The organism is Streptomyces sp. NPDC037288 (assembly GCF_055603265.1).
Genome location: NZ_JBVJVY010000041.1, coordinates 21,834 through 46,812 on the forward strand (window position 1 = coordinate 21,834; position 24,979 = coordinate 46,812).

At 73.3% G+C, this 24,979-nt stretch carries 25 protein-coding genes; 11 read left to right on the forward strand and 14 right to left on the reverse strand.

Annotation, left to right across the window (positions count from 1 at the left end):
- Nucleotides 1–55: 55 nt before the first annotated feature.
- From ACZ7GZ_RS33530 to ACZ7GZ_RS33540, 3 genes are all read right to left on the reverse strand, one after another.
- Entirely contained in the window at nt 56–565 is a 510-nt protein-coding gene (locus ACZ7GZ_RS33530; protein ID WP_471030052.1) for a flavin reductase family protein, read from the reverse strand.
- Between the two features lie 44 nt (nt 566–609).
- Nucleotides 610–690, reverse strand: a complete 81-nt coding sequence (locus ACZ7GZ_RS33535; protein WP_360147166.1) for a putative leader peptide — start codon at nt 688–690, stop codon at nt 610–612.
- Nucleotides 691–773: 83 nt separating this feature from the next.
- Nucleotides 774–1,187 (reverse strand): TlpA family protein disulfide reductase, encoded by a 414-nt coding sequence (locus tag ACZ7GZ_RS33540; protein WP_471030121.1) that lies wholly within the window; start codon nt 1,185–1,187, stop codon nt 774–776.
- Between the two features lie 74 nt (nt 1,188–1,261).
- Between ACZ7GZ_RS33540 and ACZ7GZ_RS33545 the strand changes: the two genes are divergently transcribed.
- Nucleotides 1,262–1,687 carry a DUF4395 domain-containing protein gene (locus ACZ7GZ_RS33545; protein WP_471030053.1) on the forward strand — a complete coding sequence of 142 codons (426 nt, stop codon included), beginning with the start codon at nt 1,262–1,264 and terminating at the stop codon, nt 1,685–1,687.
- 187 nt (nt 1,688–1,874) lie between these two features.
- The gene (locus ACZ7GZ_RS33550; RefSeq protein ID WP_471030055.1) at nt 1,875–2,603 is read left to right on the forward strand and encodes a lysophospholipid acyltransferase family protein; all 729 of its coding nucleotides are present in this window, start codon (nt 1,875–1,877) and stop codon (nt 2,601–2,603) included.
- Nucleotides 2,604–3,155: 552 nt separating this feature from the next.
- Here ACZ7GZ_RS33550 and ACZ7GZ_RS33555 read toward each other — a convergent pair.
- From ACZ7GZ_RS33555 to ACZ7GZ_RS33570, 4 genes are all read right to left on the reverse strand, one after another.
- Nucleotides 3,156–3,749 (reverse strand): transglutaminase domain-containing protein, encoded by a 594-nt coding sequence (locus ACZ7GZ_RS33555; RefSeq protein ID WP_471030056.1) that lies wholly within the window; start codon nt 3,747–3,749, stop codon nt 3,156–3,158.
- Between the two features lie 78 nt (nt 3,750–3,827).
- Nucleotides 3,828–4,898, reverse strand: coding sequence for a threonine aldolase family protein (locus ACZ7GZ_RS33560; RefSeq protein ID WP_471030057.1), 1,071 nt, complete (start codon nt 4,896–4,898; stop codon nt 3,828–3,830).
- Entirely contained in the window at nt 4,895–5,650 is a 756-nt protein-coding gene (locus ACZ7GZ_RS33565) for an SDR family NAD(P)-dependent oxidoreductase (RefSeq protein WP_471030059.1), read from the reverse strand. The genes ACZ7GZ_RS33560 and ACZ7GZ_RS33565 overlap by 4 nt, the downstream gene beginning before the upstream one ends.
- 38 nt (nt 5,651–5,688) lie before the next feature.
- Nucleotides 5,689–7,086 (reverse strand): DUF6421 family protein, encoded by a 1,398-nt coding sequence (locus ACZ7GZ_RS33570; RefSeq protein WP_471030061.1) that lies wholly within the window; start codon nt 7,084–7,086, stop codon nt 5,689–5,691.
- A gap of 393 nt (nt 7,087–7,479) precedes the next feature.
- On the opposite strand from ACZ7GZ_RS33570, the gene ACZ7GZ_RS33575 reads away from it, so the two are divergent.
- Nucleotides 7,480–8,163, forward strand: coding sequence for a glycerophosphodiester phosphodiesterase (locus tag ACZ7GZ_RS33575; RefSeq protein WP_471030063.1), 684 nt, complete (start codon nt 7,480–7,482; stop codon nt 8,161–8,163).
- A gap of 3 nt (nt 8,164–8,166) precedes the next feature.
- Here ACZ7GZ_RS33575 and ACZ7GZ_RS33580 read toward each other — a convergent pair whose 3' ends face one another.
- The gene (locus tag ACZ7GZ_RS33580) at nt 8,167–8,706 is read right to left on the reverse strand and encodes a GNAT family N-acetyltransferase (RefSeq protein WP_471030064.1); all 540 of its coding nucleotides are present in this window, start codon (nt 8,704–8,706) and stop codon (nt 8,167–8,169) included.
- 70 nt (nt 8,707–8,776) lie between these two features.
- Here ACZ7GZ_RS33580 and ACZ7GZ_RS33585 point away from each other — a divergent pair, with 70 nt between their 5' ends.
- Nucleotides 8,777–9,169, forward strand: a complete 393-nt coding sequence (locus ACZ7GZ_RS33585; RefSeq protein ID WP_471030066.1) for a VOC family protein — start codon at nt 8,777–8,779, stop codon at nt 9,167–9,169.
- Here the strand turns inward: ACZ7GZ_RS33585 and ACZ7GZ_RS33590 are convergent.
- The 3 genes from ACZ7GZ_RS33590 to ACZ7GZ_RS33600 all read right to left on the reverse strand — a co-directional run bounded on the left by ACZ7GZ_RS33590 (nt 9,166) and on the right by ACZ7GZ_RS33600 (nt 11,943).
- Complete coding sequence (locus ACZ7GZ_RS33590; protein ID WP_471030069.1) at nt 9,166–9,468, reverse strand: hypothetical protein; 303 nt, start codon at nt 9,466–9,468, stop codon at nt 9,166–9,168. The genes ACZ7GZ_RS33585 and ACZ7GZ_RS33590 overlap by 4 nt on opposite strands.
- A 115-nt stretch (nt 9,469–9,583) precedes the next feature.
- Nucleotides 9,584–10,240 carry a MarR family winged helix-turn-helix transcriptional regulator gene (locus ACZ7GZ_RS33595; RefSeq protein ID WP_471030071.1) on the reverse strand — a complete coding sequence of 219 codons (657 nt, stop codon included), beginning with the start codon at nt 10,238–10,240 and terminating at the stop codon, nt 9,584–9,586.
- Entirely contained in the window at nt 10,237–11,943 is a 1,707-nt protein-coding gene (locus ACZ7GZ_RS33600; RefSeq protein ID WP_471030072.1) for an FUSC family protein, read from the reverse strand. The genes ACZ7GZ_RS33595 and ACZ7GZ_RS33600 overlap by 4 nt, the downstream gene beginning before the upstream one ends.
- A 175-nt stretch (nt 11,944–12,118) precedes the next feature.
- On the opposite strand from ACZ7GZ_RS33600, the gene ACZ7GZ_RS33605 reads away from it, so the two are divergent.
- The 5 genes from ACZ7GZ_RS33605 to ACZ7GZ_RS33625 all read left to right on the forward strand — a co-directional run bounded on the left by ACZ7GZ_RS33605 (nt 12,119) and on the right by ACZ7GZ_RS33625 (nt 16,075).
- Complete coding sequence (locus ACZ7GZ_RS33605) at nt 12,119–12,676, forward strand: DUF5134 domain-containing protein (RefSeq protein WP_471030074.1); 558 nt, start codon at nt 12,119–12,121, stop codon at nt 12,674–12,676.
- Nucleotides 12,677–12,777: 101 nt separating this feature from the next.
- Complete coding sequence (locus ACZ7GZ_RS33610) at nt 12,778–13,713, forward strand: M56 family metallopeptidase (RefSeq protein WP_471030077.1); 936 nt, start codon at nt 12,778–12,780, stop codon at nt 13,711–13,713.
- A 74-nt stretch (nt 13,714–13,787) separates the two neighbouring features.
- Entirely contained in the window at nt 13,788–14,492 is a 705-nt protein-coding gene (locus tag ACZ7GZ_RS33615) for a phosphatase PAP2 family protein (protein ID WP_471030078.1), read from the forward strand.
- A 10-nt stretch (nt 14,493–14,502) separates the two neighbouring features.
- Nucleotides 14,503–15,192, forward strand: coding sequence for an HAD family hydrolase (locus ACZ7GZ_RS33620; protein ID WP_471030079.1), 690 nt, complete (start codon nt 14,503–14,505; stop codon nt 15,190–15,192).
- 196 nt (nt 15,193–15,388) lie between these two features.
- On the forward strand, nt 15,389–16,075 hold the full coding sequence (locus ACZ7GZ_RS33625) for a TetR/AcrR family transcriptional regulator (RefSeq protein ID WP_471030081.1): 687 nt from the start codon (nt 15,389–15,391) through the stop codon (nt 16,073–16,075).
- Between the two features lie 17 nt (nt 16,076–16,092).
- Here the strand turns inward: ACZ7GZ_RS33625 and ACZ7GZ_RS33630 are convergent, their stop codons facing one another.
- Nucleotides 16,093–16,896: a DUF6214 family protein gene (locus ACZ7GZ_RS33630; protein WP_471030082.1), complete on the reverse strand. Its 804-nt coding sequence runs from the start codon at nt 16,894–16,896 to the stop codon at nt 16,093–16,095.
- A 112-nt stretch (nt 16,897–17,008) separates the two neighbouring features.
- On the opposite strand from ACZ7GZ_RS33630, the gene ACZ7GZ_RS33635 reads away from it, so the two are divergent.
- Complete coding sequence (locus ACZ7GZ_RS33635; protein ID WP_471030084.1) at nt 17,009–18,343, forward strand: FAD-dependent oxidoreductase; 1,335 nt, start codon at nt 17,009–17,011, stop codon at nt 18,341–18,343.
- A gap of 139 nt (nt 18,344–18,482) precedes the next feature.
- Nucleotides 18,483–19,886: a nucleobase:cation symporter-2 family protein gene (locus ACZ7GZ_RS33640; RefSeq protein WP_471030085.1), complete on the forward strand. Its 1,404-nt coding sequence runs from the start codon at nt 18,483–18,485 to the stop codon at nt 19,884–19,886.
- Here ACZ7GZ_RS33640 and ACZ7GZ_RS33645 read toward each other — a convergent pair.
- Nucleotides 19,883–20,119, reverse strand: a complete 237-nt coding sequence (locus tag ACZ7GZ_RS33645; protein ID WP_471030087.1) for an MmyB family transcriptional regulator — start codon at nt 20,117–20,119, stop codon at nt 19,883–19,885. The genes ACZ7GZ_RS33640 and ACZ7GZ_RS33645 overlap by 4 nt on opposite strands.
- A gap of 547 nt (nt 20,120–20,666) precedes the next feature.
- Nucleotides 20,667–24,977 (reverse strand): HAD-IC family P-type ATPase, encoded by a 4,311-nt coding sequence (locus ACZ7GZ_RS33650; protein ID WP_471030090.1) that lies wholly within the window; start codon nt 24,975–24,977, stop codon nt 20,667–20,669.
- Nucleotides 24,978–24,979: the final 2 nt, after the last annotated feature.

Consider the following 24,979-nt stretch of genomic DNA (forward strand, 5'->3'; position numbering starts at 1 on the left):
TTCGCAACGCAGCGTAACCGGAACTCGACGGCTTCGCAGGACCAGACAGCCGTGATCAATCCCGCAGGCCGTTGAAGCGGCCCTGGTGGTAGAGGAGGGGGCGGCCGGCGCCCGTGGGGTCGCCCAGAACCACTTCGGCCAGCACGATGCGGTGATCACCGGCGGGAATCCGGCCGACGATCCGGCAGACCAGCCAGGCGAGCACGTCGTCGAGCACCGGTACGCCTTCCGGGCCCTCGCGCCACACGGTCGGTGCGCCGAAGCGGTCGGCGCCGCTGCGGGCGAAGGTGGCGGCCAGCCCGCTCTGGTGCTCACCGAGTATGTGGACTCCTATGTGCTCCGTCTCGGCGATAGCGGGCCAGCTGGAGGCGCCCGTGCCGATGCCGAAGGAGAGGAGCGGGGGCTCGGCGGAGACGGAGGTGAGGGAGGTGGCGGTGAAGCCGACCGGGCCGGCGTCACCGCGCGCGGTGATCACCGCCACACCGGCGGCATGCCGGCGGAAGGTCGAGCGCAACAGGTCGGGAGAGGCGAGCTGAACGGTGCCGAGGTCGGGCGAGGCCGTCATGGAGTTGTCCTTCTGCTGGAGGTCGCGAGCTGGTCCGTCGGTGCTCAACAGCCCGGACAGGTGGCGCTCGCGGTGCGGGCGAGGTCGACGTGGACCCGCCCGTAGAGAAGGAGTTCGATCGGCATACGGTCAGGCTGACGATAGAGGGTGCGGGCAGTCAAGCACGTTCCGGGATCCGGAAAGCGCCGCGCCCCCTCCTGAGGCCCCCTCACACTGCCTCACCCAGGGCGGCGATGACATCGGCCTTGCGGGGCTGTCCGGTGGCGCGCCGCACCACACGGCCGGCGGCGTCCAGGACCAGGACGGTGGGCGTCTTCAGGATCTGCAGTTCACGTACGAGGTCCAGACGGGCCTCGGCGTCGATCTCGACGTGCGCCACTCCGGGGACCATGTCCGCGACCTCGCCGAGGATGCGCCGGGTGGCGCGGCAGGGGGCGCAGAACGCGCTGGAGAACTGGACCAGCGTGGCCCGTTCACCGAGCGCGCCGCCCAGCTCGGCCGTGCCCAGCCGCTTTTCCTCGTCCCGCCCGCGCACCCGCACTCTCCCGCTCCGCCGCTTGTACAGCACTCCGAAGGCGCTCGCCAGGGCGAGCACCGCCACGCACACCACCGTTCCGGTCATCATCTGCACAAGCATTCACGAGACTGCAAAGATTCCCGTCTCCCGCGGTGTTGCCGCTGCGGAATGCTGGGTTCATGGACATCGATGCGAGGGGGCCGCGCTTCGGGGCGGCCGTCACGACGGCCGTTCTGGCCGTGGCCCTGAGCCTGCAGAACCCCTGGGTGCTGGGCTGGCAGACGCTCGCGTTCGCGCTGGGCGCCGCCGCGGGTGTGCGGCGTTCGCCGTACGGCTGGGCGTTCCGCACGGCCGTACGGCCGCGGCTCGGACCACCGAAGGAGTTCGAGGCGCCGGAGCCGCCGCGGTTCGCGCAGGCGGTGGGGCTGGTCTTCGCGGGGCTCGGGCTGGTCGGGTTCACCGTGGGACCGCAGTGGCTGGGGCTGGCCGCGACCGGGGCGGCGCTCGCCGCCGCTTTCCTGAACGCGGCGTTCGGGTACTGCCTGGGGTGCGAGTTGTTCCTCCTTCTGAGGAGGGCCGCCGTCCGGGCGGAGCAAGCGGGGTAAAGGGGACTTAAAGATCCTAGGCGGGATGTGGGCCGACGTGACGAGGATCTCGCCGCCGTGGGGCACCAGGACTGGCTACCCGTCCGTTCTTCGGGCACGATCTGCGAGACGCCGTAAACCTACGGCTGCGTAACTTCCCGCCGGGAGCCCCCTTTCCCGAGCAGAGCAGAAAGGGCCCACCCCGCCCATGGCAGAGCTGGTCTACCGTCCCGTCATCGGTTTCGCCAAGACGCTGTTCAAGGTCTGGGACCTGAAGATCGACTGCCAGGGGTCGGAGAACATCCCACGCTCGGGCGGCGCCGTGCTGGTGAGCAATCACATCAGCTACCTGGACTTCATCTTCGACGGCCTGGCAGCCCTGCCGCAGAAGCGTCTGGTGCGCTTCATGGCGAAGGACTCCGTCTTCCGCCACCGGATCTCGGGACCGCTGATGCGCGGGATGAAGCACATCCCGGTGGACCGCACGCAGGGCGAGGCGGCCTACGCCCACGCGCTGGACTCGCTGCGCTCCGGCGAGGTGATCGGGGTATTCCCGGAGGCCACGATCTCGCAGTCGTTCACCCTCAAGAGCTTCAAGTCCGGTGCGGCCCGCCTCGCGCAGGACGCCGGCGTGCCGTTGATCCCGATGGCGGTGTGGGGCACCCAGCGGCTGTGGACGAAGGGCCACCCCCGCAACTTCAAGCGGGACCATCTGCCCGTCACCATCCGCGTCGGCGAAGCGGTCGAGGCACCCCGCGACCAGTACGCCGGCGCCATCACCCGCCGGCTGCGCGAGGCCGTCCAGGAGCTGCTGGAGGCCGCCCAGCGCGCCTACCCGGGCCGCCCCAAGGGCCCCGAGGACACCTGGTGGCTGCCCGCCCACCTGGGCGGTACGGCACCGACGGTGGAGCAGCTGCGCACGGCCGAGGCGCACTGACCCGCGGCGCTTCGGCCGGGGACCGGCGGGGGCTGGTCGCGCCCACACGGCGGAGCCGCATACCGAACCGCAGCCCGCGCCCGCCCCTGGGAGCTGCGGAGCCGTCGGCTTCACTGCGCCGCAGCTTCGAGCGGGCGTAGCGGCACGGACACCCGGCACCATCGCGGCAGCCGCCCGGCCCGATCCGCTTCCTGATCGGCTCCGCTCAGCGGACTGGGGCCCGGACCAGCGCGACCCTCCTGTTCGACGCGCTGCTGCCGCCACTCGCCGTCCCGCCCAGCCGACCTCCCCACCCGGGCACTCGGGCACTCGGGCACCGGCGCGACCCTCGTACTCAGCGCGCTCCCACACCCACGCGCCAGAACTCGGCGTCCGACTCAGCGGACTCTTGACGCCGGGACCGACAGGGTCTCCACGTTCGGCGGAATCCGGCTGCCGCGCGCCGGAATCGACGTCCCGCCCAGCCGACCTCGCCACCCGAGGACCGGCGCGACCTTCAGTGCGCCGCGACCTCGGCTGCTCCCCCCCCGAGCACGCGTGGCGGACACCGCCTCACAACGAGTCGGGCAGCGTCTTCCACAGGTAGGCGCGGTCGGGGGCCGCCTTCAGGGCCTCGAGGACGACCGGGTGCGGTGCGGCGTACAGGAGGGGGTGGTCCCGCTCGTCGGCCGCGGGGTCGGGGATCCATGCCAGACGCTCGCCGTCCAGGGAGAACCGGGCGTCCACGCCGGGCTTGTTCCCGCGGGGGTCCTGCCGGTGCCAGGCGCCGTGGAAGCGGACGGCGACCAGGCCGTGCAGGACATGACCGGTGCCGTCGTCGTGCGTCAGCCGTTGGTAGCACAGGGCGGTGGGGATGTCCTCGGCACGCAGCAGGGCCGCCAGCGCGTGGGCCTTGGCGTGGCAGATGCCGGTGCCCAGCCGCAGGACGTCGGAGGCGCGCCAGGTGACGCGGAGATCGCCGGAGTCCTGGGAGTGCGGAATGGTGTCCCGTACGAATTCGTAGGCGGCTCGTGCATAGGCATACGAGTCGGCCGCTCCTGCGGCCAGCCGCCCGGCCGTCTCCCGGACCACGGGATGGTGAAAGTCGATGGCGTCGTCGGCGGCCAAGTACGCGGACAGGTCGGCGGTGTTCTGGATCAGCTCCATGCCCGCAGAGCATAGGAATGCGGCCACTCGACAGTCAATGACTTATCGAGTGACCGCATACTTATGCATCTCTGCCGACTAGCGGGCCATCTCCTCCTTGAGCGCGGCCACGAAGGTGTCGACGTCCTCCTCGCTGGTGTCGAAGGAGCACATCCAGCGCACGACCCCGGCGGCCTCGTCCCAGAAGTAGAACCGGAAGCGCTTCTGCAGCCGCTCGCTCACCTCGTGCGGAAGCTTTGCGAAGACGCCGTTCGCCTGCACCGGGTAGAGGATCTCCACACCGTGCACCGCGCGCACGCCCTCGGCGAGCCGCTGCGCCATCTCGTTGGCGTGCCGGGCGTTGCGCAGCCACAGGTCCTTCGCCAGCAGCGCCTCCAGCTGCACCGACACGAACCGCATCTTGGAGGCCAGCTGCATCGACATCTTGCGCAGGTGCTTCATCTGCCGCACCGCGTCCTGGTTGATGACCACGACCGCCTCGCCGAAGACGGCGCCGTTCTTGGTCCCACCCAGCGAGAGCAGGTCGACACCGACCGCGTTGGTGAACGTTCGCATGGGCACGTTCAGCGAGGCGGCCGCGTTGGCTATCCGGGAGCCGTCCAGGTGCACCCTCATACCGCGGGCGTGGGCGTGCTCGCAGATCGCGCGGATCTCCTCGGAGGTGTAGAGGGTCCCCAGCTCCGTGCTCTGGGTGATCGACACCACCTGCGGCATGGCGCGGTGCTCGTCCTCCCAGCCCCAGGCCTGCCGGTCGATCAGCTCGGGGGTGAGCTTGCCGTCGGGCGTGGGGACGGTGAGCAGCTTCAGGCCGCCCATGCGCTCGGGCGCGCCGCCCTCGTCGACGTTGATGTGCGCGCTCTCGGCGCAGATCACCGCGCCCCAGCGGTCGGTGACCGCCTGGAGCGCGACCACGTTCGCGCCGGTGCCGTTGAAGACCGGGAAGGCCTCCGCGGTGGCCCCGAAGTGGCCGCGGATGATCCGCTGGAGGTTCTCGGTGTACTCGTCCCCGCCGTACGCCACCTGGTGGCCGCCGTTGGCCAGGGCCAGGGCGGCCAGCACCTCCGGGTGGGCTCCGGCGTAGTTGTCACTGGCGAAACCGCGGACCTGCGGGTCGTGGTGGCGACGCGCGTCGGTCTTGGGAGGGTTCACGGCTTCTCGGTCAGCCACAGACGGTTTCCGTTCACTTCGGCGGCGGGCTTGCTCCAGACGCCCTCGATGGCCTCGGCGAGGTCCTTGACGTCCGTGAAACCCGCGAACTTCGCGTTGGGGCGTTCGGCGCGCATCGCCTCGTGCACCAGCGCCTTCACCACCAGGATCGTAGCCGCGGACGTGGGACCTCCCTCACCCCCGGCCTTGCGGAAGTAGTCGGCCATGGCCAGCGTCCACGCCTCGGCCGCGGCCTTGGCGGCGGAGTACGCGGCGTTGCCGGCGGTCGGCTTGCTGGCCCCGGCCGCGCTGATCAGGACGTACCGGCCGCGCTCGCTGCGCTGCAGCGCCTCGTGGAAGGCCAGGGAGGTGTGCTGCACGGTCTTGACGAGCAGCAGCTCCAGGAAGTCCCAGTCGTCGAGGCTGGTCTTGGTGAAGGTCTCGCTGCCGCGCCAGCCGCCGACCAGGTGCACCAGGCCGTCGACGCGCCCGAAGTCCTTCTCGACGTGGGCGGCCCAGTCCCGGGTGGACTGGAGGTTGAGCAGATCCACCGTGTCGCCGGTGACGGTGGCGCCGCCGGAGGCGTACCGCGCCGCGTCCACGGCCTCCGACAGTCGCTGCGGGTCGTTGTCCGCACCGACGACGGTCGCCCCGGCCTCGGCCAGACGCAGCAGGGTCGCGCGCCCGGCGGGTCCGCCCGCACCGGCCACCGCGATCACGGCGCCGCTGAGCGGCCCGTTCGCCCCGTTCCCCATGTTCTTCCCCTCTGCAGCAGTGTTCTGGACGCGGTCGCTCACGCGGCGACCGGCTCGGCGCTGTCCGCCGTGATGCCCTTGGTGGAGGCGATCACATTCTTCAGCTTCTTGGACAGGGCCTCGTAGAACATGCTCAGCGGAAACTCGTCCGGAAGCACGTCGTCCACCAGCTTGCGCGGCGGCTGGGTCAGGTCCAGCGCCTCCGGGCCCTTGGCCCACTTGGAGCCGGGGTGCGGGGGGAGGTAGGTGCGGACCAGCTCGTAGCCGGCGAACCAGTGCACCAGCTTCGGACGGTCGATGCCGTCCTTGTAGAGCTTCTCGATCTCGGCGCACAGCTGGTTGGTCACCTGCGGGGCGCGCTCCCAGTCGATGGAGAGCTTGTTGTCGGTCCAGCGGAGGACGTCGTGCTTGTGCAGGTAGGCGAAGAGCAGCTGACCGCCGAGGCCGTCGTAGTTGCGGTTGCGGTCACCGGTGACCGGGAAGCGGAACATGCGGTCGAAGAGCACCGCGTACTGCACGTCACGGGCCTGCGGGACGCCGTCCGCCTCCAGCTTCACGGCCTCCTTGAAGGCGGTGAGGTCGCAGCGCAGCTCCTCGAGGCCGTACATCCAGAACGGCTGGCGCTGCTTGATCATGAACGGGTCGAACGGCAGGTCGCCGTGGCTGTGGGTGCGGTCGTGGACCATGTCCCACAGCACGAAGGCCTCTTCGCAGCGCTTCTGGTCGTGGACCATGGCGGCGATGTCCTCGGGCAGCTGGAGGCCCAGGATGTCGACGGCGGCGTCGCTGACCCGGCGGAAGCGGGCGGCCTCGCGGTCGCAGAAGATGCCACCCCAGGAGAATCGTTCCGGCGCCTCGCGTACGGCGATGGTCTCCGGGAAGAGGACCGCGGAGTTGGTGTCGTAGCCGGAGGTGAAGTCCTCGAAGGTGATGCCGCAGAACAGCGGGTTGTCGTAGCGGGTGCGCTCCAGCTCGGCCAGCCAGTCGGGCCAGACCATGCGCAGCACGACCGCCTCCAGGTTGCGGTCCGGGTTGCCGTTCTGCGTGTACATCGGGAAGACGACCAGGTGCTGCAGGCCGTCCGCGCGGTGCGCGGCGGGCTGGAAGGCCAGCAGGGAGTCCAGGAAGTCCGGCACCTGGAAGCCGCCCTCGGCCCAGCGGTGCAGGTCCTTCACGAGGGCCTGGTGGTAGGCCACGTCGTGCGGGAGCAGCGGGGACAGCTCTTCGACCGCGTCGACGACACGCCGTACGGCGGCCTCGGCGTCCGCCGTGGCCGGGGCGCCCTCGGCCTCGAAGTCGATCGATCCGTCCTTGGACTGCCATGGCCGGATCTGCTCCACGGCATCCTTGAGCACGGGCCAGGCCGGGTGCTCCACCACCCTGATCAGCGAAGAAACCTGTCCCTCCGCACCCGCCTGCACAAGAATTTCCGTCATGTCCCATCCTCCACGGGAGAAGCTCACGTAAGGACACCGTATGCATACCCCGTTTCAGCCAGCAAGAGGCAAGCTCAGGAAATTATTCTGCCTCCACCCTTGGTCACCGATATTTTTCCTGCCGTAAACCGTGACGGCGCTCACTTTCGCCGAGCGCTCCCGCTTCTCTCGCGGGACGCCACAGGGCGGTCAAGGGTGCGGGGACTCGCCCACGACAGGGTGACGGCTGGGGCGGATTCCGGCCAGCCGACGGCGGCCACCCACCCGGATGCCTCGTGCACATGCGGGTTCATCACGGGGCCCGGCCATTAGGCTGCGACTCTGCCCGCGCGGACGACGGCGTCCGCCCGTCCCGCGCGCGCCGAGCCGCCGTCGACGGAAGCGAGTTGAACCTTGAACTTCCTTACCATCGGTCACCGCGGGGTCATGGGTGTCGAGCCCGAGAACACCCTTCGTTCCTTCGTCGCCGCGCAGGATGCCGGCCTCGACCTGATCGAACTCGATCTGCACCTGAGCAAGGACGGCGCCCTGGTCGTCATGCACGACGCGGAGGTGGACCGTACGACCGACGGCACCGGACCGATCGCCGACAAGACCCTGGCCGAGCTGCGCGCCCTGGACGCGGGCCGCGGCGAGCGGGTGCCGGTGTTCGAGGAGGTGCTGGACACGGTGCACACGCCGCTGCAGGCCGAGATCAAGGACGTGGCGGCGGCCCGGGCGCTGGCGAGGGTGATGCACCAGCGCGACCTGGTCGGGCGCGTGGAGGTGTCGTCCTTCCACAACGACGCGGTCGCCGAGATCGCGCGGCTGGTGCCGGGCGTGCGCACGGCGCTGGTCGCCAGCCGGTACGGCACGGACGTGGTGGAGCGCGCGGTCGCCGTCGGCGCGGCGACCGTCTGCCTCAACATCCGCCGGCTCACCCTGGAGGTCGTCGAGCACGCCCGCGCGTCCGGGCTGCGGATCATCGGCTGGGTCGTCAACACCCAGGATCATCTGCGGCTGGTGCGTGCCCTGGAGCTGGACGGCGCGACGACCGACTTCCCGGAGATCAAGCGCACGGGGCGCTTCACGGCCTGACGGTCACACGAGCTTCTTGACCAGCAGCTCGAACTGCAGGTCCGCGCACTGCGGAATGCCGAAGCGCTCGTCGCCGTACGGGAAGGGGCTCATCCTTCCCGTACGGCGGTAGCCGCGGCGCTCGTACCAGGCGATCAGGTCGTCCCGTACGGAGATCACCGTCATGCGCATCTCGGTGACGCCCCAGATCTCGCGAGCCCGGCGCTCGGCCTCCGCCATGACCGTCTTGCCGAGGCCCGCGCCCTGCAGGGTGGGGCTGACCGCGAACATGCCGAAGTAGGCGTGGTCGCCCCGGTGTTCGAGCTGGCAGCAGGCGACGATCCGGCCGTCGTGCTCCACGGTCAGCAACCGGCTGTCCGGCGACTTGATCACCTGCAGCACGTCGTCCGGGTCCGTGCGCCGCCCCTGCAGGATGTCCGCCTCGGTGGTCCACCCGGCCCTGCTGGCGTCCCCGCGGTAGGCCGACTCGATCAGCGCGACCAGCGCGTCGACGTCGGCGTCGGTGGCGTCGCGGAAGGTGGGTCCGGTGGCGGCGGTTTCCATGAGGCGGCCTTTCGGTCTCGGGCGTGGCAGAGCCAGGGTCGAGAGTAACCCTGCCCTAGGCTCCGCCTGCATGGTGCACGTACTCAGCAGCCGGACCCTGCTCACCCCCACCGACCCCGAGCGCTCACGGGCCTTCTACGCCGAGCAGCTGGGGCTCGCCGTCTACCGGGAGTTCGGTACGGGCCCCGAGCGCGGGACGGTCTACTTCCTCGGCGGCGGCTTCCTGGAGGTCTCGGGGAGGTCCGAGACGCCGCCGTCGCCCGCGGTACGGCTGTGGTTGCAGGTGGACGACGTGGCGGCCGCGCACGAGGAGCTGTGCGCGAAGGGCGTCGACGTCGTCCGGCCGCCGGTGCGCGAGCCGTGGGGCCTGGTCGAGATGTGGATCGCCGACCCGGACGGCACCCGCATCGCCCTGGTGGAGGTCCCCGCGGACCATCCGCTGCGCTACCGGCCGGGGATCTAGCGTCCGGCGTCGTCCTCGGGCCCGGTCCCGGTGGTGAGCACATGGCCCCTGACGCCGGGCAGCGAGGGCACGGACTCGGTCTGCCGCAGGGCCGCCGGGACCAGCGCCCGGTGCTGCGGGTCCGGGATCCGGGAGGCGCCCTCGCCGATCAGCCGGGCCGCGCCTTCGAAGCCGCACTGCCCGTGCGGTCTCGGTCCGGCGTCCGCGAACGCGGCGGGGACGTCCTCCGGTGTGTGGAAGCACGGCGTGGTGAACGTCGCCTCGGGCCCGCAGCCCGGGCGCAGCGCCCCCGGCGGCATCGATGTGTGCGGGCGCCGGGTCGGCGTCGAAGTACGTGCCCCTGGCGAGGGTGTCGTGCAGTCCCGCGAACCGGTTGACGTTGGCGGTGACGAAACGCCGCACCGGGCACGCGTGCTAGGCGCGCAGCGTGCCCGTGCGGCTCTCCAGGCGGCTCAGCAACTCGGCCAGCAGGCCGGCTAGTTCGTCCTGGCCCGACGGAGCCAGCGCGGACAACACGGTGGTTTCGTAGGCGAGTTGCTCCGGGAGGATGCCGTCGACCAGGTCGCGGCCCATGTCGGTGAGGCGGACGTGGGCGACGCGCCGGTCGCGGGTGTCGCCGCGCCGCTCGACCAGACCGCGTTCGGTCAGCTGCTTGAGCCGCTTGGTGACGGCGGCCCCCGAGGAGAAGGTCTCCCGGACCAGCTCACCCGGGGTCAGCTCGTGCGCGGTGCGGCGCAGCGCCCCCAGCAGGTCGAACTCGGGACGGCTGAGCCCGGCCCGGCGCAGCGGCGCGTCCTCCGCCTGCTGGAGCAGCGCCGCGCAGCGGTTGATCCGGCCGATGACCTCCATGGGCCCGGTGTCCAGCTCCGGGTGGACGGCCTGCCACTGCCGGACCACGGCGGCGACGGTGTCATGACGGCCTCCGGTGCCGCCGGTGCCCGCGCCGGGCGCGGTCACGGGATCGGGTCTGCGCGGGGCGGAGCCCCTGTCGGGGGCGGGACCCATGTCGGGAACGGTGTCCGCGCCGGACGCGTTCTCCGCCGGCGTCCGTTCGCCGTTCGTCGCCGTCATGGCCGTATGTCCTCCGTCGTCCTGCCCTGGCCCTGGCCCTGGTCCTGGGGCCGGCCCGGGTTCTGGCCCTGGTCCTGAGTCCGCGGTACGAACCCCTGGCGTCGTACCGTCGCCGCGAGCGTACGGTGTCCGGACTGTTCGGCGAGCGCGACCCGCTCCTCGGGCAGGGCGCGCTGCCACCACTCGCCGGACGCGGCGTCGGCCGTGGCGCGCAGGTCGACGAGGGCGGCGGCGAGGAGACGCCGCACGGACTCCAGGGCGCGGGGTGCCGGGTGCGGCTCGGCCAGCACCCGGGCGGCGTTCTCGCGGGCGCGTTCCGCGGTCGTCAGAGCGCGCTCGAGGTGATCGCCCGCGCGCCGGTTGGTGACGGCGACGGCCACGACGAAGCCGACCAGCGCGCCCACCAGGGTGTCCGCGACCCGCTGGGTGATCAGTTCGGCCGGGTTCTGGGGGCGGGCGAACTCGGTGACGAGCAGGGCCATGGGCGTGACGCAGACGCTGCCCAGCCAGTAGTTGCGGCCGATCAGCGCCTCGGCGCCGAAGTTCAGGGCCAGGGTGCACAGCACCAGGGCGGCCGGGTGGAGGTGGGCGAGCGGGGCGAGCGCGGCGAAGAACAGGACGCCGGCGACGTTGCCGACGACACGCTGGATACCGCGACCGAAGGTGAGGGTGACGTTGGCCTGGTAGAGCGAGGCAGCGGTGACCAGGGCCCAGTAGGGGCGGCCGACCCCCAGCGCGAGGGAGGCGTAGCCGGCGAGGGCGCAGCCGATCGCGGTGCGCGCGGCGATCGGGGCGAGGAGGGCGAGGCGGTGCGGCAACGACGGCCGGGGGTGGGGGAGTTCGGCGTCCACGCCGAGGAGTTCGCCGGCGGACTCGCACGGGGAGCCGGCACGCGGTATCCGGCCGGTACCGCGGAGCGCGCGGGCCCAGGCGCGCAGCCGTGCGGGGTCGGTGTCGGCCGGGGCGGCGAGGGCGACCTCGGCACGGACGAGGAGCCGTTCGAGCGCGCGCCGGGTGCGGTCGGGCCGGGCGCCGGCAGCGAGCAGCGACTGCCAGGCGGCGTGGACCGCGGCGGCGGCCACGGCCCGGGCCCGGGCGTGGCCGTCGGCGGTGCCGCGCGTGTCGGCGTACCCGGCGGCGGCGTTCAGGGCCAGGGCGGTGGCGCGGCGCTCGGGACCGTGCGGGCGGAGCAGTCCGGGCGCCATGCCGACCAGCCAGGCCCAGGCGCCGGCCGCCAGGGCCAGCCCGGCGTGGGCCGGCACCTGCCCCACCGTCTGCGGCGCGAACAGCGAGGCGGAGCTGATGAAGGTCAGGACAACGTTCGCGGGCGGTCCGAGCCGGGTGGCGTCGCACGCTGCCTTCTGGACGGCCGCCATGACGGCGCCGACGGCGACCAGGACGACGGGATCGGAGGTGAGCGACGCGGCGAGCAGGGAGACGGCGAGGCCCCCGACCATGCCGAGCACCACGCAGGCGAGGACGCGGGCGCGGGCGGCGTAGGGCCTGCTGTGACCGTAGAGGGCGCACAGCGACCCGGCCATCGTGTACATCGCGAGGTCGAGGCGGCCGAGCGCCAGCAGGGTCAGGTTGGGCGGGGCGACCGCGGCGACCGCACTCAGCGCGGGCTTGAACCAGATGTCGGAGGGTCGTCCGAGACGGAGCACTCCGGCGAGGGGAAGTCGGTGGCGGATCGCACTGCTCATACCATCAACTTAGCATGTATTTTACTCGTAAAATTTCCTTCGCCGGCAACGCTCCCCCTGCGCGTCCACCTGCCGTGCTCCGGCGAGTGCTCCCCGTGTACACCCTTGCGCTCGCGTGCGCTCCGCATGGCGTGGGCATCGCATCCTCGACCCACCGTCGAGCGGGGAGGTGCGTGTGCACGGACCGGTGCCGGCAGCGTGGCTGCTGGTCGCGCTGTGCGCCGCGACCGGCGCGTACTGCCTGCTGCGGATGCGCAGCGGTGTCGAGGAGCAGCGCCGGGCCGCGGGCGGCGAGGCGCTCATGGGTTTCGGTATGGCCGTGATGGCCGTACCGGCGGCGGTGTTCACGCCGCCGAGCTGGGCGTGGCCGGTGTACGCGGCCGTGTTCGGCGCGGCGGCGCTGCGTGCGCTGTGGACCGCGCGCGCCGCCCCGCATCATCTGCACCACCTCGTGGGCGCCGCCGCGATGGTCTACATGGCGGTCGTGATGGCCACGGCCCCGGCCGGCGCGCACCACGCACACGACGGCTCCGGGGTGCCCTTGCTGACCGGCGTGCTGCTCGCGTACTTCGCCGGGTACGTGCTGCTCGCCGGCGCCCGTCTGGTGCCCGCCGCCGTGCCGGCGGCCGGGGCCGGCGGCGGCCCGGCCGGCTGGGGCGACCGGCCGGAGGTGGCGCGGGCCTGCCGGCTGTCCATGGGGATCGGGATGGTGGCCATGCTGCTCACCATGTGAGCCATGTGACCCATGGCCGCCCGGCACGGATGCGTTGTCTGCGTCACTTCGGTGCCGCGGACCGTACCCGTGAGCGGCCTCGCGCTCATAGGGTGCTGACCATGATGGTCCCCGTGACCCTGCTGCTGCTCGGCGCCCTGACCGCCGTCGTCGCCCCGCGGCTGATCGCCCGGGCCGACTGGCCGGACCGTGAACCGGTCGTCGCCCTCTGGGTGTGGCAGTGCGTCGTGGCGGCCGTGCTGCTGTGCTGTCTGCTGTCGATGACGCTCAGCGCGTCGGCGGCCTGGCAGGCAGTGCGCGGGCAGGTCTTCGCCCGGGCTCCGCGCGCCGTCGTGGACGCCTACGCCCTGGGCGCGGCCGGACCCTGGGCGGCGGCCACCGCCGTCCTGCTCGCCGCCGGCGGTCTGTGGAACCTCGCGATGCTGGCGCGCGAGGTCGGACGGGCCCGTGCCCGGCGGCGCGCGCGCCGGGCCGGACTCCTCGTGCGGGCCCCGTTGCTGCCGGGCGAGGAGCCGGCGAGCGGCCCGCTGGTGGTACTGGAGGGCGAGCGGCCCGACGCCTGGTGGCTGCCCGGTACGGCACCCCGGCTGGTCATCACGACGGCCGCGCTGCGTCGCCTGAAGGGGCGTCAGCTGGACGCGCTCCTCGCCCATGAGCAGGGTCACGCGCAGGCCCGGCACGACTGGCTGCTGCACTGCTCGGCGGCGCTGGCGGGCGGGTTCCCGCAGGTGCCGGTGTTCGCCGCGTTCCGCGACGAGATGCACCGGCTGGTCGAGCTCGCCGCCGACGACATGGCCTCCCGGCGCTTCGGCAGGCTGACGACCGCGCTGGCGCTGGTCGAACTCAACGAGGGACGGGGCGTGTTCGGGCCCTGCCCCACCCCTCAGGCCCATGTGCCGCAGCGTGTGCACCGACTGCTGACTCCCCCGGACCGGCTCCCCGCACTGCGCCGGCTGCGCCTGACGGCGGTCGCGGCACTGGTGCCGGTGATCCCGGTGCTGGTGGCCCTGGTTCCCGGCTTGCGGGCGCTCGGCTGAGGCCGACCGTACGATACGCCGCACGGGCCCGCCGGTTGGTGGCCACGGGCCGCCCGATCGACAAGGATCGCGGCATGCGTCACAGCCCCGCCCCGCTCCCGCCCCGCCCACGCACCCTGCGCACCGCCGCACTCCTCGCAGCCGCCCTCACCCTGTGCTGCGCGCTGCTGTCGGTCCTGGTCGTGATCCACTGGCACCCACTGCTCGGCATGGACGGCGACATCTCCCGAACGACCCACCGCTGGGCAGTCCGCGACCACGTTCTCACGCACGTCTTCCGGGTGCTGACGGACTGGGTGTGGGACCCGCTGACCATGCGGCTGGTGGGCGCGGTGGCCGCGGTGTGGCTGGTGTGGCGGTACGCCGCCTGGTGGACGGCGCTGTGGCTGGCGGCCACCGTGGCCCTCGCGGGGATCGTGCAGCAGACGGTCAAGGACGCCGTCGGCCGGCCGCGCCCGGTGTGGCCGGACCCCCTCGACTCCGCCCACTACGCCGCCTTCCCCTCCGGTCACGCCATGACGGCCACCGTGGTCTGCGGACTGCTGCTGTGGCTGCTGCACCGCTTCGGCCCGGGCCGTGCCCGGTGGCGTACGGCCGTGGCAGCGGCCGTGGTCTCGGTGGCGGGCGTGGGCGTCACCCGGGTGTGGCTGGGTGTCCACTGGCCCTCGGACGTGCTCGGCGGCTGGTTGTTCGGGGCGTTGCTGGTGACCCTGGCCGTGGTGGTGCACGAGTGGCTTCGCCGTCGCCACGCCGATACGTCTGCCGGCGGGCCCGGATAGGGTCGAGCGCATGACTGCCGTATTGTTCGACTTCTCCGGGACGCTGTTCCGAGTCGAGTCCACCGAGTCCTGGCTGCGTGCGGTACTGACCCGGACCGGGCACACCCTGCCCGAACCCGAACTGCTGGAGACCGCACGGGCCTTGGAGAAGGCCGGTGCGCTCGCGGGCGGCGCGGACCCGGTGGAGCTGCCGGAGGATCTGACCGAGGTCTGGGCGGTACGGGACGAGAGCGCGGAGCTGCACCGGGCCGCCTACACGGGCCTGTCCCGGCGGGTGCCGCTGCCCGACCCCGGGCTGCACGACGCGCTGTACGAACGGCACATGACCCCCGCCGCCTGGGTCCCGTACCCGGACGCCGCCGAGGTGCTGCGCACGCTGCGCGAGCGCGGGATCGGCGTCGGCGTGGTCAGCAACGTCGGCTGGGACCTGCGGCCGGTGTTCCGCGAGCACGGCCTGGACCCGTATGTGGACGCGTATGTGCTGTCGTACGAGCACGGCGTGCAGAAGCCGGACCCGCGGCTGTTCTCCGCCGCCTGTGCGGAGTTGGGCGCCGATCCGCGGCAGGTGCTGATGGTCGGGGACAGCAAGGAGGCGGACGGCGGCGCGACCGCGCTCGGCTGCCGGGTGCACTTCGTCGACCATCTGCCGGTGACGGACCGGCCCGACGCGCTGCTTCCCGTGCTGGACCTGGTGGGTTGAGGCCCGGGGCCGCCGGCGGACCGGCCGGCCGCCCTGGCAGCGCGGCGAAAAGGACTCGTTCCGGTACCGTCCGTCTGAGACGATCCCCCGCGTCGCCCCAGACGGACGGCAGCCCTGGACAGGGCGGCCCGCGCACGGCGGCGCCCACTGCGATGAGTATAGTTGGCTGGCAGCCAGTCAACGCAGGAGTTACAGGATGTCCCCGCGCAGCGCCTCGGTCAATGAAGAGTTGCGGCGGCGTTCCCGGGAGCGGCTGTTGCAGGCCGCCGTGGAACTGGTCGACGAGCGCGGCTACGAGGCGACCACCTTGGGCGACATCGCGGACCGGGCCGGGTCGGCGCGCGGACTGGTGTCGTACTACTTCCCCGGCAAGCGCCAGTTGGTGCAGTCCGCCGTGCACCGGCTGATGCACCGCACGCTGGAAGAGGCGCTGGAGCGGGAACCGCGCACCGAGGACGGCCGGGAGCGGCTCGCCCGGACCATCGACGCGATCCTGGGGCTGGCCCGCGACCGCCCGGTGCTGATGCGCCAGCACATGGCGGGGCTGCTGCAGGCGGAGGGCTTCGTGCAGTGCCCGGAGCAGCGCCGGCTGTCGGAGCTGCTCAGCGACACCGTCGCCCGGTACGGCTCCGAGGACGTCTTTGCCGACTATCCGCTGCTGCGGGCCCTGTTGATGGGCGCGGTGTACTCGGCACTGGTGCCGGGCGTGCCGATGCCCGTTCGGGCGCTGCGGGCCGAACTGTTCCAGCGGTACGGGCTCGACTGGGAGTCGGGGGTGCCGCCGGAGAGCGTGACGGGCGGCGAGGCGCGGGAACAGGACCTGTCCCGGTTCTTCGCCACGGAAGAGCGTCCCAGCCGACCCGGTCAGCCCAGTCACTCCTGAGGAGGCGGCAACCCGCCTCAGTGGCGGCGCACATGACGGGGTGTCAGATACCCCGCGTCCCGCGCCTGGGCGATCAGCCTGAGGGAGCGGCGACGGCTGTGTCCGGTCGCGCTCATCACGGCGAGCACCGGGTCGGAGCCCTGCTGCTGGGCGGCGCGGTACTCCTGCGCGACGAGCCGCCGGCCCTCGTTGCCACGCGGCCAACCCGACCGGGCACGACGCGGCCCCGTGTAGTGCAGCGCACTGTCCTGCTCGCCGTCTGCCTCCGGTACGCGTTCCCTGCCGTCGGCTTGCGGCGCGCGGTCCGCGACGACGGCTTGCGGGGCCTGTTCCCTGCCGGCGGCCTCTGGTGCGTGCTCGGGGGCGACGGCTTGCGGGGCGCGCTCCATGCCGCCCGCTTCCGGCACGGGCTCCGTGCCGGCGGCCTCCCGTTCCCGCCCCTTGCCGGCGGCCTCCCGTTCGTGCCGCTCCTCCGGCCGCCGGTCGCCCCCGTCCTCGTACGGCCGCCCCGCCGCCACCCCGCACGACTCCAGCAGCGGCGCCTCGATCCATCGCGCGAAAACCGTCAGGTCGGTGAGGGACAGGGCCGGCTGCGCGCTGACGTCCTCGATGGAGACGCGTCCGTCACGCAGGACGGCCAGCGCCTCGACCCGGGCGCCGTCGGGGAAGGCCAGCAGGACCTGGTACCAGGACGTCGTGCCGCCGTGCTCCCGCACCTTCCACGCGGGCCACACGGACACGGCGCCGTCCTCCGCGTCCCGATCAGAAAGATCAAGAAAGGATGCTTCTAGCACACACGCAACGTAACCGCATGATCGCATTCCATACGAACGGACACGCGTCGGCGTCACCCCGCCGGCCCCTGCCGCTGCGGACCCCGGGATGCCATGCTGGAACCGTCCGCACACCCTCCTTCGGGCAAGGAGTACCGCTGTGCTGCGTGTCGCCGTCGTCGGTTCGGGGCCGAGCGGGTGTTACACCGCCCAGACCCTGGTTCAGCGCGACCCCGGAGTGTGCGTGGACGTCCTGGACCGGTTGCCGTGCCCCTACGGCCTGGTCCGCTACGGTGTCGCTCCGGACCACGAGAAGATCAAGTCGCTGCAGGGCAGCCTCAGAACGGTGCTGGAGCACGAGCGGGTGCGCTTCCTCGGCGGGGTCCGGGTGGGCGGCCCGGGCGGACTGCCGGTGGAGCGGCTGCGGGAGCCGTATCACGCGGTGGTGTACTGCGTGGGCGCCGCCACCGACCGCCGGCTGGGGATCCCGGGCGAGGAGTTGCCGGGCAGCTGGTCCGCGACCGACTTCGTGGCCTGGTACAGCGCGCATCCGGACGCGGCCGACGCCGGCTTCCTGCGTGGAGTACGCTCGGCCGTCGTCATCGGCGTGGGCAACGTGGCCGTGGACGTGACCCGGATGCTGGTCCGGGGTGCCGCGGAGCTGCGCCCGACGGACATCCCGCAGGCGGCGCTGGACGCGCTGGCGGCGAGCGGGATCACCGAGGTGCACATGGTGGGCCGGCGTGGCCCCGCGCAGGCCCGTTTCACCACCAAGGAGCTGCGCGAGCTGGGCGCGCTGCCCGGTACCGAAGTCACCGTGGACCCGGCCGAATTGGCGCTGGATCCGGCCGACCCGGCGGAGCTGCCCGCCGTACAGCGCCGCAATGTGGAGGTGCTCCGCGACTGGGCCGCCCGGCCCCCGGCCGGTGCCGTCCGGCGCGTCGGCCTGCGGTTCTTCCTGCGCCCCGTGGAACTCCTCGCGGACGGGGGCCGGGTGGGCGCCGTGCGCTTCGAGCGGACGGCACCGGACGGACACGGCGGGGTGACGGGCACGGGCCGGTTCGAGGACGTGCCCGCCCAGTTGGTGCTGCGCTCGGTGGGCTATCGCGGAGTGCCGCTGGACGGGCTGCCGTTCGACGCGGCGAGCGGCACGGTACCGAACGTGGCGGGGCGCGTCGTACGCGACGGCGCCCCCTCCCCGGGCGAGTATGTCGCCGGGTGGATCAAACGCGGCCCGACGGGTGTCATCGGCACCAACCGGCCCTGCGCCAAGGAGACGGTGACGTCCCTGCTCGCGGACGCCCCCGCACTGCTCGGCAAGCGGCTGCCGGAGGATCCGCTGACGGCGCTGCGCGCGGCCGGGATCGAACCCGTGCCCTGGGCGGGGTGGCTGGCGATCGAGCAGGCCGAGGCGGCACTGGGCGCGCGGCTGGGGCGGAGCGTGGTCAAGCTGGCCGACTGGGACGCACTGCTCACGGCGGCGCGGTCGGCGTAGCGCCACGGCCCGGCCGCGCGGTGGCATGACCTCGGCGGCATGACACACACCGGCAACAGAGCGGAAATCAACAAACTGTTCAAGGCCCTTACGGTCTCGTCCTGTTCGGATGCCACTCCCCGCCGCTGACGGAGCCCCCATGACCACGACCGCGGACGTCCACCCCGTCGACGAGATCCCACCGGTACGGCAGTTGGCCGTGTTCGGGCTGCAGCACGTGCTCGCGATGTACGCCGGTGCCGTCGCCGTGCCGTTGATCGTGGGTGGCGCGATGAAGCTGTCGCCCGCGGACCTGGCGTACCTGATCACCGCCGACCTGCTGGTGTGCGGGATCGCCACGCTGATCCAGTGCGTCGGCTTCCGGCGGTTCGGCGTCCGGTTGCCGATCATGCAGGGCTGTACGTTCGCCGCCGTCTCGCCGATGGTGCTGATCGGGACGACGGGCGGCGGGTTGCCCGCGATCTACGGCGCGGTGATCGTCGCAGGCCTTGCGATCATGCTGCTCGCGCCGGTCTTCGGCACGCTGTTGCGCTTCTTCCCGCCGCTGGTGACCGGCACGGTGATCCTGGTCATCGGGCTCTCCCTGCTGCCGGTCGCGGGCAACTGGGCCGCGGGTGGCGCCGGCGCGAAGGACTTCGGCGCGCCGAAGAACCTGGCACTGGCCGCCTTCGTGCTGCTCGTGGTGCTGGCCGTGCAGCGGTTCGGGCCCGCCTCGCTCGGCCGGGCCGCCGTACTGATCGGCATCGCCATCGGTCTCGCGGTCGCCGTGCCCTTCCACTTCACCGACTTCGGCGGGGTCGGGGACGCCGACTGGGTGGGGATCAGCACGCCGTTCCACTTCGGGGTGCCGCGGTTCAAGGCGTCCGCGATCGTGTCGATGCTGGTAGTGGCTGTGGTGACGATGACCGAGACGACAGGTGACCTCGTCGCCGTGGGCGAGCTGACCGGACGGAAGGTGCAGCCGCGCTCGCTCGCCGACGGGCTGCGGGCGGACGGTCTGTCGACCGTGCTGGGCGGGGTGTTCAACACCTTCCCGTACACGGCGTACGCGCAGAACGTGGGCCTGGTCGGCATGACACGGGTGCGCAGCCGCTGGGTGGTCGCGGCGGCCGGCGGGATCCTGGTGCTGCTCGGCCTGCTGCCCAAGCTGGGCGCGGTGGTCGCGGCGATCCCGGCGCCGGTGCTGGGCGGGGCCGGACTGGTGATGTTCGGGACGGTCGCGGCGAGCGGGCTGCGGACGCTGGCCCGGGTGGACTTCCGTGGCAACGGCAATCTGACCGTGGTCGCCGTGTCGGTGGCGATCGGCATGCTGCCGGTGGGTGTGCCGACGGTCTACCAGAGGTTCCCGGACTGGTTCCAGACGGTGATGAACAGCGGGATCAGTGCGGGCTGCCTGGCCGCGATCGTGCTGAACGTGCTCTTCAACCACCTTCCGGCGAAGGCGGGTTGGGAGGCGCTCGCCGAGTCGGCCGGTCTGCCGGCAGGTGGTGGCTGCGGCGGCGGCCAGGAGACTGTCGAGCGACTCCGGGACGAGTCGGTCTAGAGCTGGGCGAGACTGTCGGCCGCCGCCTTGCGCCGGTCGGGGTAGCGCGTACCGGCCGTCAGGTGCAGGAGCGTGTACCGGATCGGATTGCGGCGCTCCGGCGGCCACTCGGCGATGTCCGCGAGGAGGGCGATGCTCCCGGGGTTCGCGGCGAGGATGTCGTCGGTGCGGTTGAGGACGCAGGCCGGGCATGGCCGCACCGTCTCCCCGAGCTGCCGGGTCCCGGCCCGCACCGCGTGCTCGGGCGGGGGCCCCGGGGCCCGGTCGGCCGCCCGTTGGCCGCCCGGTTGGCCAGGCCGTAGAGGTGGGCGCGTTCCTCCTGGTCGAGGCGGAGGGCCAGGGTGCCCTGTTCCAGCGGACCGCCAGCCGGTCCGACCAGGGCCTGTCCGCCGCACGGCCGGGTTACAAGGGGCCGGTCGGCTGCTGCCCGGCGCGGGGCGGCAGGGCGGCGGGCCGACCGGCCCCTACGCCGTGCAATCCGGCAACAACCGACCGCCCAGCCCCTCCGCCCCACACCCCGCCAATCGGCAGGCCGCCAGCCCCTCCGCCCCACACCCCGCCAATCGGCAAACCGCCAACCCCTCCACCCCACACCCCGCCAATCGGCAAACCGCCAACCCCTCCACCCCACACCCCGCCAATCGGCAAACCGCCAACCCCTCCACCCACACCCCGCCAATCGGCAAACCGCCAACCCCTCCACCCACACCCCGCCAATCGGCAAACCGCCAGCCCCTCCACCCCACACCCCGGCAGTCGGCACACCGCATCGCCCGGTGCTCAGCCCGGCAGGAGGCGGCCGACCGTCTCCTCCAGGCGCGGTAGCACCCGCTGGCCCGCCAGGGCCAGGGCGATCGCCGCGAGGACACCGGCCCAGCCGACCGGGCCTAGCGGGGTGCACCCGACCGCGTGGCTGACGCCCGGGGTCTGCACCGCCGCGACCAGCGCCGCGGCGGAACCCAGACAGGTGATCTGCACCAGGCGGCTGTCGCGCCGGTCCAGCCACGTCTGCACGAGTTGCGTACCGACCACCCCGCACAGCGCCATCGTGCTGCAACGGCGCGCGCTGCCCGGCGTGAAGCGGCCGATCAGCCAGGCCGTCACCGCGCCCAGGCAGGTGGTGAGCGCGCGGTGCCGGATCTGCCGGAGCAGGGGTGCGCCGAGCACGGCGGAGGCCTCCTCCGGGGATCCGCTGCGGGTGCGTACGGTGCCGGGCGTGTCGTCCTTCTCGGTCACCGCCACCGCCATCGACGGGAACAGGTCGGTGAAGAGGTTGACCATGAGCATCTGCCGGGTGGACAGCGGCGCCCGGCCGGACAGCAGCGTGCCGAGGATGCCGAACCCGACCTCGCCCGCGTTGCCGCCGATCAGGATGGCGATGGCGTCGGCCACGCTGTGCCACAGCGCCCGGCCCTCGCCCACCGCGTCGATCAGGACCGTCAGATCGTCGTCGGTGAGGACGATGTCGGCGGCGTTGCGGGCGGCGGCCGAGCCGCGCGCGCTGATGCCGACGCCGATGTCGGCGGCGCGGATGGCCGCCGCGTCGTTGGCCCCGTCGCCGACCATGCCGACGACCCGGCCCGCGTCCCGCAGCGCCTCGACGACCTGGAGCTTCTGCTCGGGCGCCACCCGGGCCACCACGCCCGCGTCCCGCAGCATCCGGGCCCTGGCCGCCCGGTCCGCCGCCGCCAGCTCGTCCCCGGTGACCACGACGGTGTCCTCGGGCCAGCCCAGATCGGCGGCGATGGCCCGGGCGGTCTGCGGATGGTCGCCGGTGAGCATGACCGGTCGTACGCCCGCCTTGATCAGCCCCGCCACCAGCGCCGTGGACGTCTCGCGCGGTACGTCGGACAGCGCCAGCAGGCCGGTGAACTCCAGCTCTCCCAGCGGCTGTTCGAGGGCGTCAGCGGCCTCCTCCTCGGCCACGTCGAGCCGCCGTTCGGCCACCGCCAGCACCCGCAGGCCGTCCGCCGCCAGCGCGTGGGCCGCCTCGGAGGCGTGCCCCGGGAGACCCGAGCAGGCGGGCAGCACGGTCTCCGGAGCGCCCTTGACCACGAGCACGAGCGGTCCGTCCCCGGACCGGCCGACGGCGGCGGCGTATCCGCGTGCCGCCTCGAACGGCAGATCCGCGAGCTGCGTCCAGTCCGGGTCGGCACCGGCCGCGGCCAGCACGGCCTCGTCGGTGGCGTGCACCGGACGGTCGCTGCCGCCGTCGAGCTGCGGGCAGGCACGCGCGGCGGCCCGTACGGTGCCGGCGGACCCGCTGTCGTCCACCGTGCGGACCGTGCCGTCGGCATCGGAGGTGCGCACCAGCCGCAGCCGGTTCTCGGTCAGTGTGCCGGTCTTGTCGAAGCAGATGGTGTCCATGCGCCCCAGCGCCTCCAGCGTGCGCGGGGTGCGGACGAGGACGCCGCCGCGGCTGAGGCGCCGGGCCGCGGCCAGCTGCGCGACCGTGGCCACCAGCGGCAGCCCCTCCGGTACGGCCGCCACGGCCACCGCCACCCCACCGCTGACCGCGTCCCGGATGGGGGTGCCGCGGACCAGCGCGAGTCCGGTGACCGCGGCGCCGCCCGCCAGCGTCAACGGCAGGGCCTTGCGAGTGAGTTCCTGCAGCCGGGCCTGGACACCGGCGGCCGGGGGGGTACGGGCGGCCAGGTGGACGGCGCGGGCGGCCTCCGTGCGTTCACCGATGTCGACCACGACGGCCCGGCCCTGGCCCGCCACCACCGTCGTCCCCTCGAAGACCATGCAGCGCCGGTCGGCGACCGGGGCGTGCGGGGTCGGGTCCGTGTGCTTCTCCACCGGCAGCGACTCGCCGGTCAGGGCCGACTCGTCGACCTCCAGGCCCTCCTGCCACAGCAGCCGGGCATCGGCGGGCACCACGTCGTCCCCCTTCAGATGGATCACGTCACCCGGATGCAGCTTGCCCGCGTCCACGGTGCGCGTGCCGCCCGCCGGTGCTTCCGCCTCCGGCGGCACGACGCGCGCCTTCTGCTGCTGCTCGGCGACCAGTCCGGACAGGGCTCGTTCGGCGCGCAGCCGCTGGACGCCGCCGACCAGGGCGTTCAGGTCGAGGGCGCCGACGACCAGCAGGGCGTCCACGACCGAGCCGAGGATCGCGGACGCCGCCGACCCGACGGCGAGCACCGGGGTGAGCGGGTCGTGGAGTTCGCCGCGTACGGCCCCGCCGAGCCGGTAGGACCAGCGCGCGGGCGCGGCGAGCGGGTGCCGGGCGACACCGGCGGCGGCCTTGCGCACGCGGGCGGTCAGCCCGTCGGACTCGGTGCGCTCGGCGGCCGGTTCGTGCCCCAGCCGCTCCCTGGCCTGATCGGGGTCCAGCTCGTGCCAGTGCACGCGCGGACGCGGGTGCGGGGGCCGGGCCGCCGCCACGCCGAGTGCGGCCCTGATGCCGGAGAACAGAGCCGAGGCGGCGCCGATGTCGACAGGGGCGTGCCGCATCCCGGGCAGCGCGGCGAGGCGTCCGCGACCGCCGCCAGACTCGCCGATGGCCACGAGCAGGCCGGAGAGCGCGGCGCCGGAGCGGGCGAGGGTCTGGGCGTGCCGGCCGACCGTGCGGGCGGCCGGTATCGCGGTGAGCACCCGCCACACGTCGGGCAGCCCGTGCAGGGCCAGGAGGTCCGCGCCCCAGACCACGGCGCCGTCGTGGTCGGTGAGGGCGAGGGCCAGGTCGGCGGCGCGCAGCCCGGCCAGGACCCCGTGCTCGTCGGCGGAGCCCACCCGGGCGACGGCGAGCACCGCGCCCGCGTCGCCGCGCGCCTCGTACACGACGTCGTCCAGCGGCCGGCGCGCGTCCACGACCTGGTCGGCGAGGCCGGTGAAGTCCTCCAGGGCGGGGTCGTCCACGAGCACCACCCGCAGTCCCGCCCGGCGTGCCGCGTCCAGGACGGGTTCGGCCCACGGGTCGGCCTCGCCGTCGTCGGTGCGCAGCACGCTGGGGTGGAGCACGACCGTGCCGGCCATCTCCAGCTGGCGCAGCCGCTCCGGGGCGCGCACCAGCACGCCGGTGCGGGCGAGCGCGGCGCTCAGTACGGCGTGGAAGGCGGCGGGGCCGTAGCGGGCGGCCTTCGGCGAGCCGGCGAGGACCGCCTCCGCCGCCTCGGTGGCGTCGTGCTTGACCAGGAGGGTGGCCGCGGCGCCGAGCACGCTGCCCGCGGAGGCGTGGGCGGCGTACTCCTGGGCCGGGGACTCCCGCAGCGGCGGGCGGGCGGCGCCGTCCGCCGGGAGGCTGACACGGCCCGGCGCGCACAGCTGGTCGTGCACCGAGTCGAAGGCGGCGGCACGGGCCACCGTCTCGGCCACCTGGCAGGCCCGCAGGGCGCCGTCGAGCACGAGCGAGGTGGGGGTCTGCCCGGCGCCGTGGGCGGCGGCGTTCGCGCAGGCCAGCACGAGATCCATGCGGGTGTCGCCCAGCCGGGCGCGCAGCCAGGAGCGAAAGCGCGGGTTCTCCCGCAGCAGTGTCACCACCGCGGTGACCAGGCGGGGGGAGGGCGGCAGCCGGAGCGAGTAGGCGGTGAGCGCGGCGCCGATACCGACCGCGTCGGCGGCGAGCGTGGCCGCGGCGGCGCGCACCCCGGCCGGGTCGGCGGGATGCGTGGTCTCCTCCACGTCGTCGGCGGACAGCACCAGTCCGTGCCGCTCGGCCAGCTCGGTGGCGTGTTCCACGACCCGGTCGGCGGCCTCCTCGCCGGTCGCCGTCACCACCAGACGGGCGAGGCCCTGGTCCCAGTAGGCGACGAGCACGTCGGGCCGCTCGGCCAGCGTCTCGGCGATCCGGCGCGCCAGATGCGCCGTGCCGCCCGGGTGCCGTGCGTGCTCGCGCTCCGCGGGACGCAGGGCCAGGTGGGCGCGGGCACCGGCCCGCCAGTGGTCGCCGGCGCCGGGCAGCGCGTTGCGGGCGACCCGTGTCACGCGTACGGCGGCGTCCGCGCCGCGCACTCCGGCGCGCACCGTACCCGCGGCGGCACCGGCAGCCACCCCTACCGCCGGCGCGGCCGCCCGCGCCAGCAGCCGTGGTGCGGCGGGCAGCATCCGTACGGCGGCCGCGGGCGCCGCCAGCAGTCCGAGCACCATGG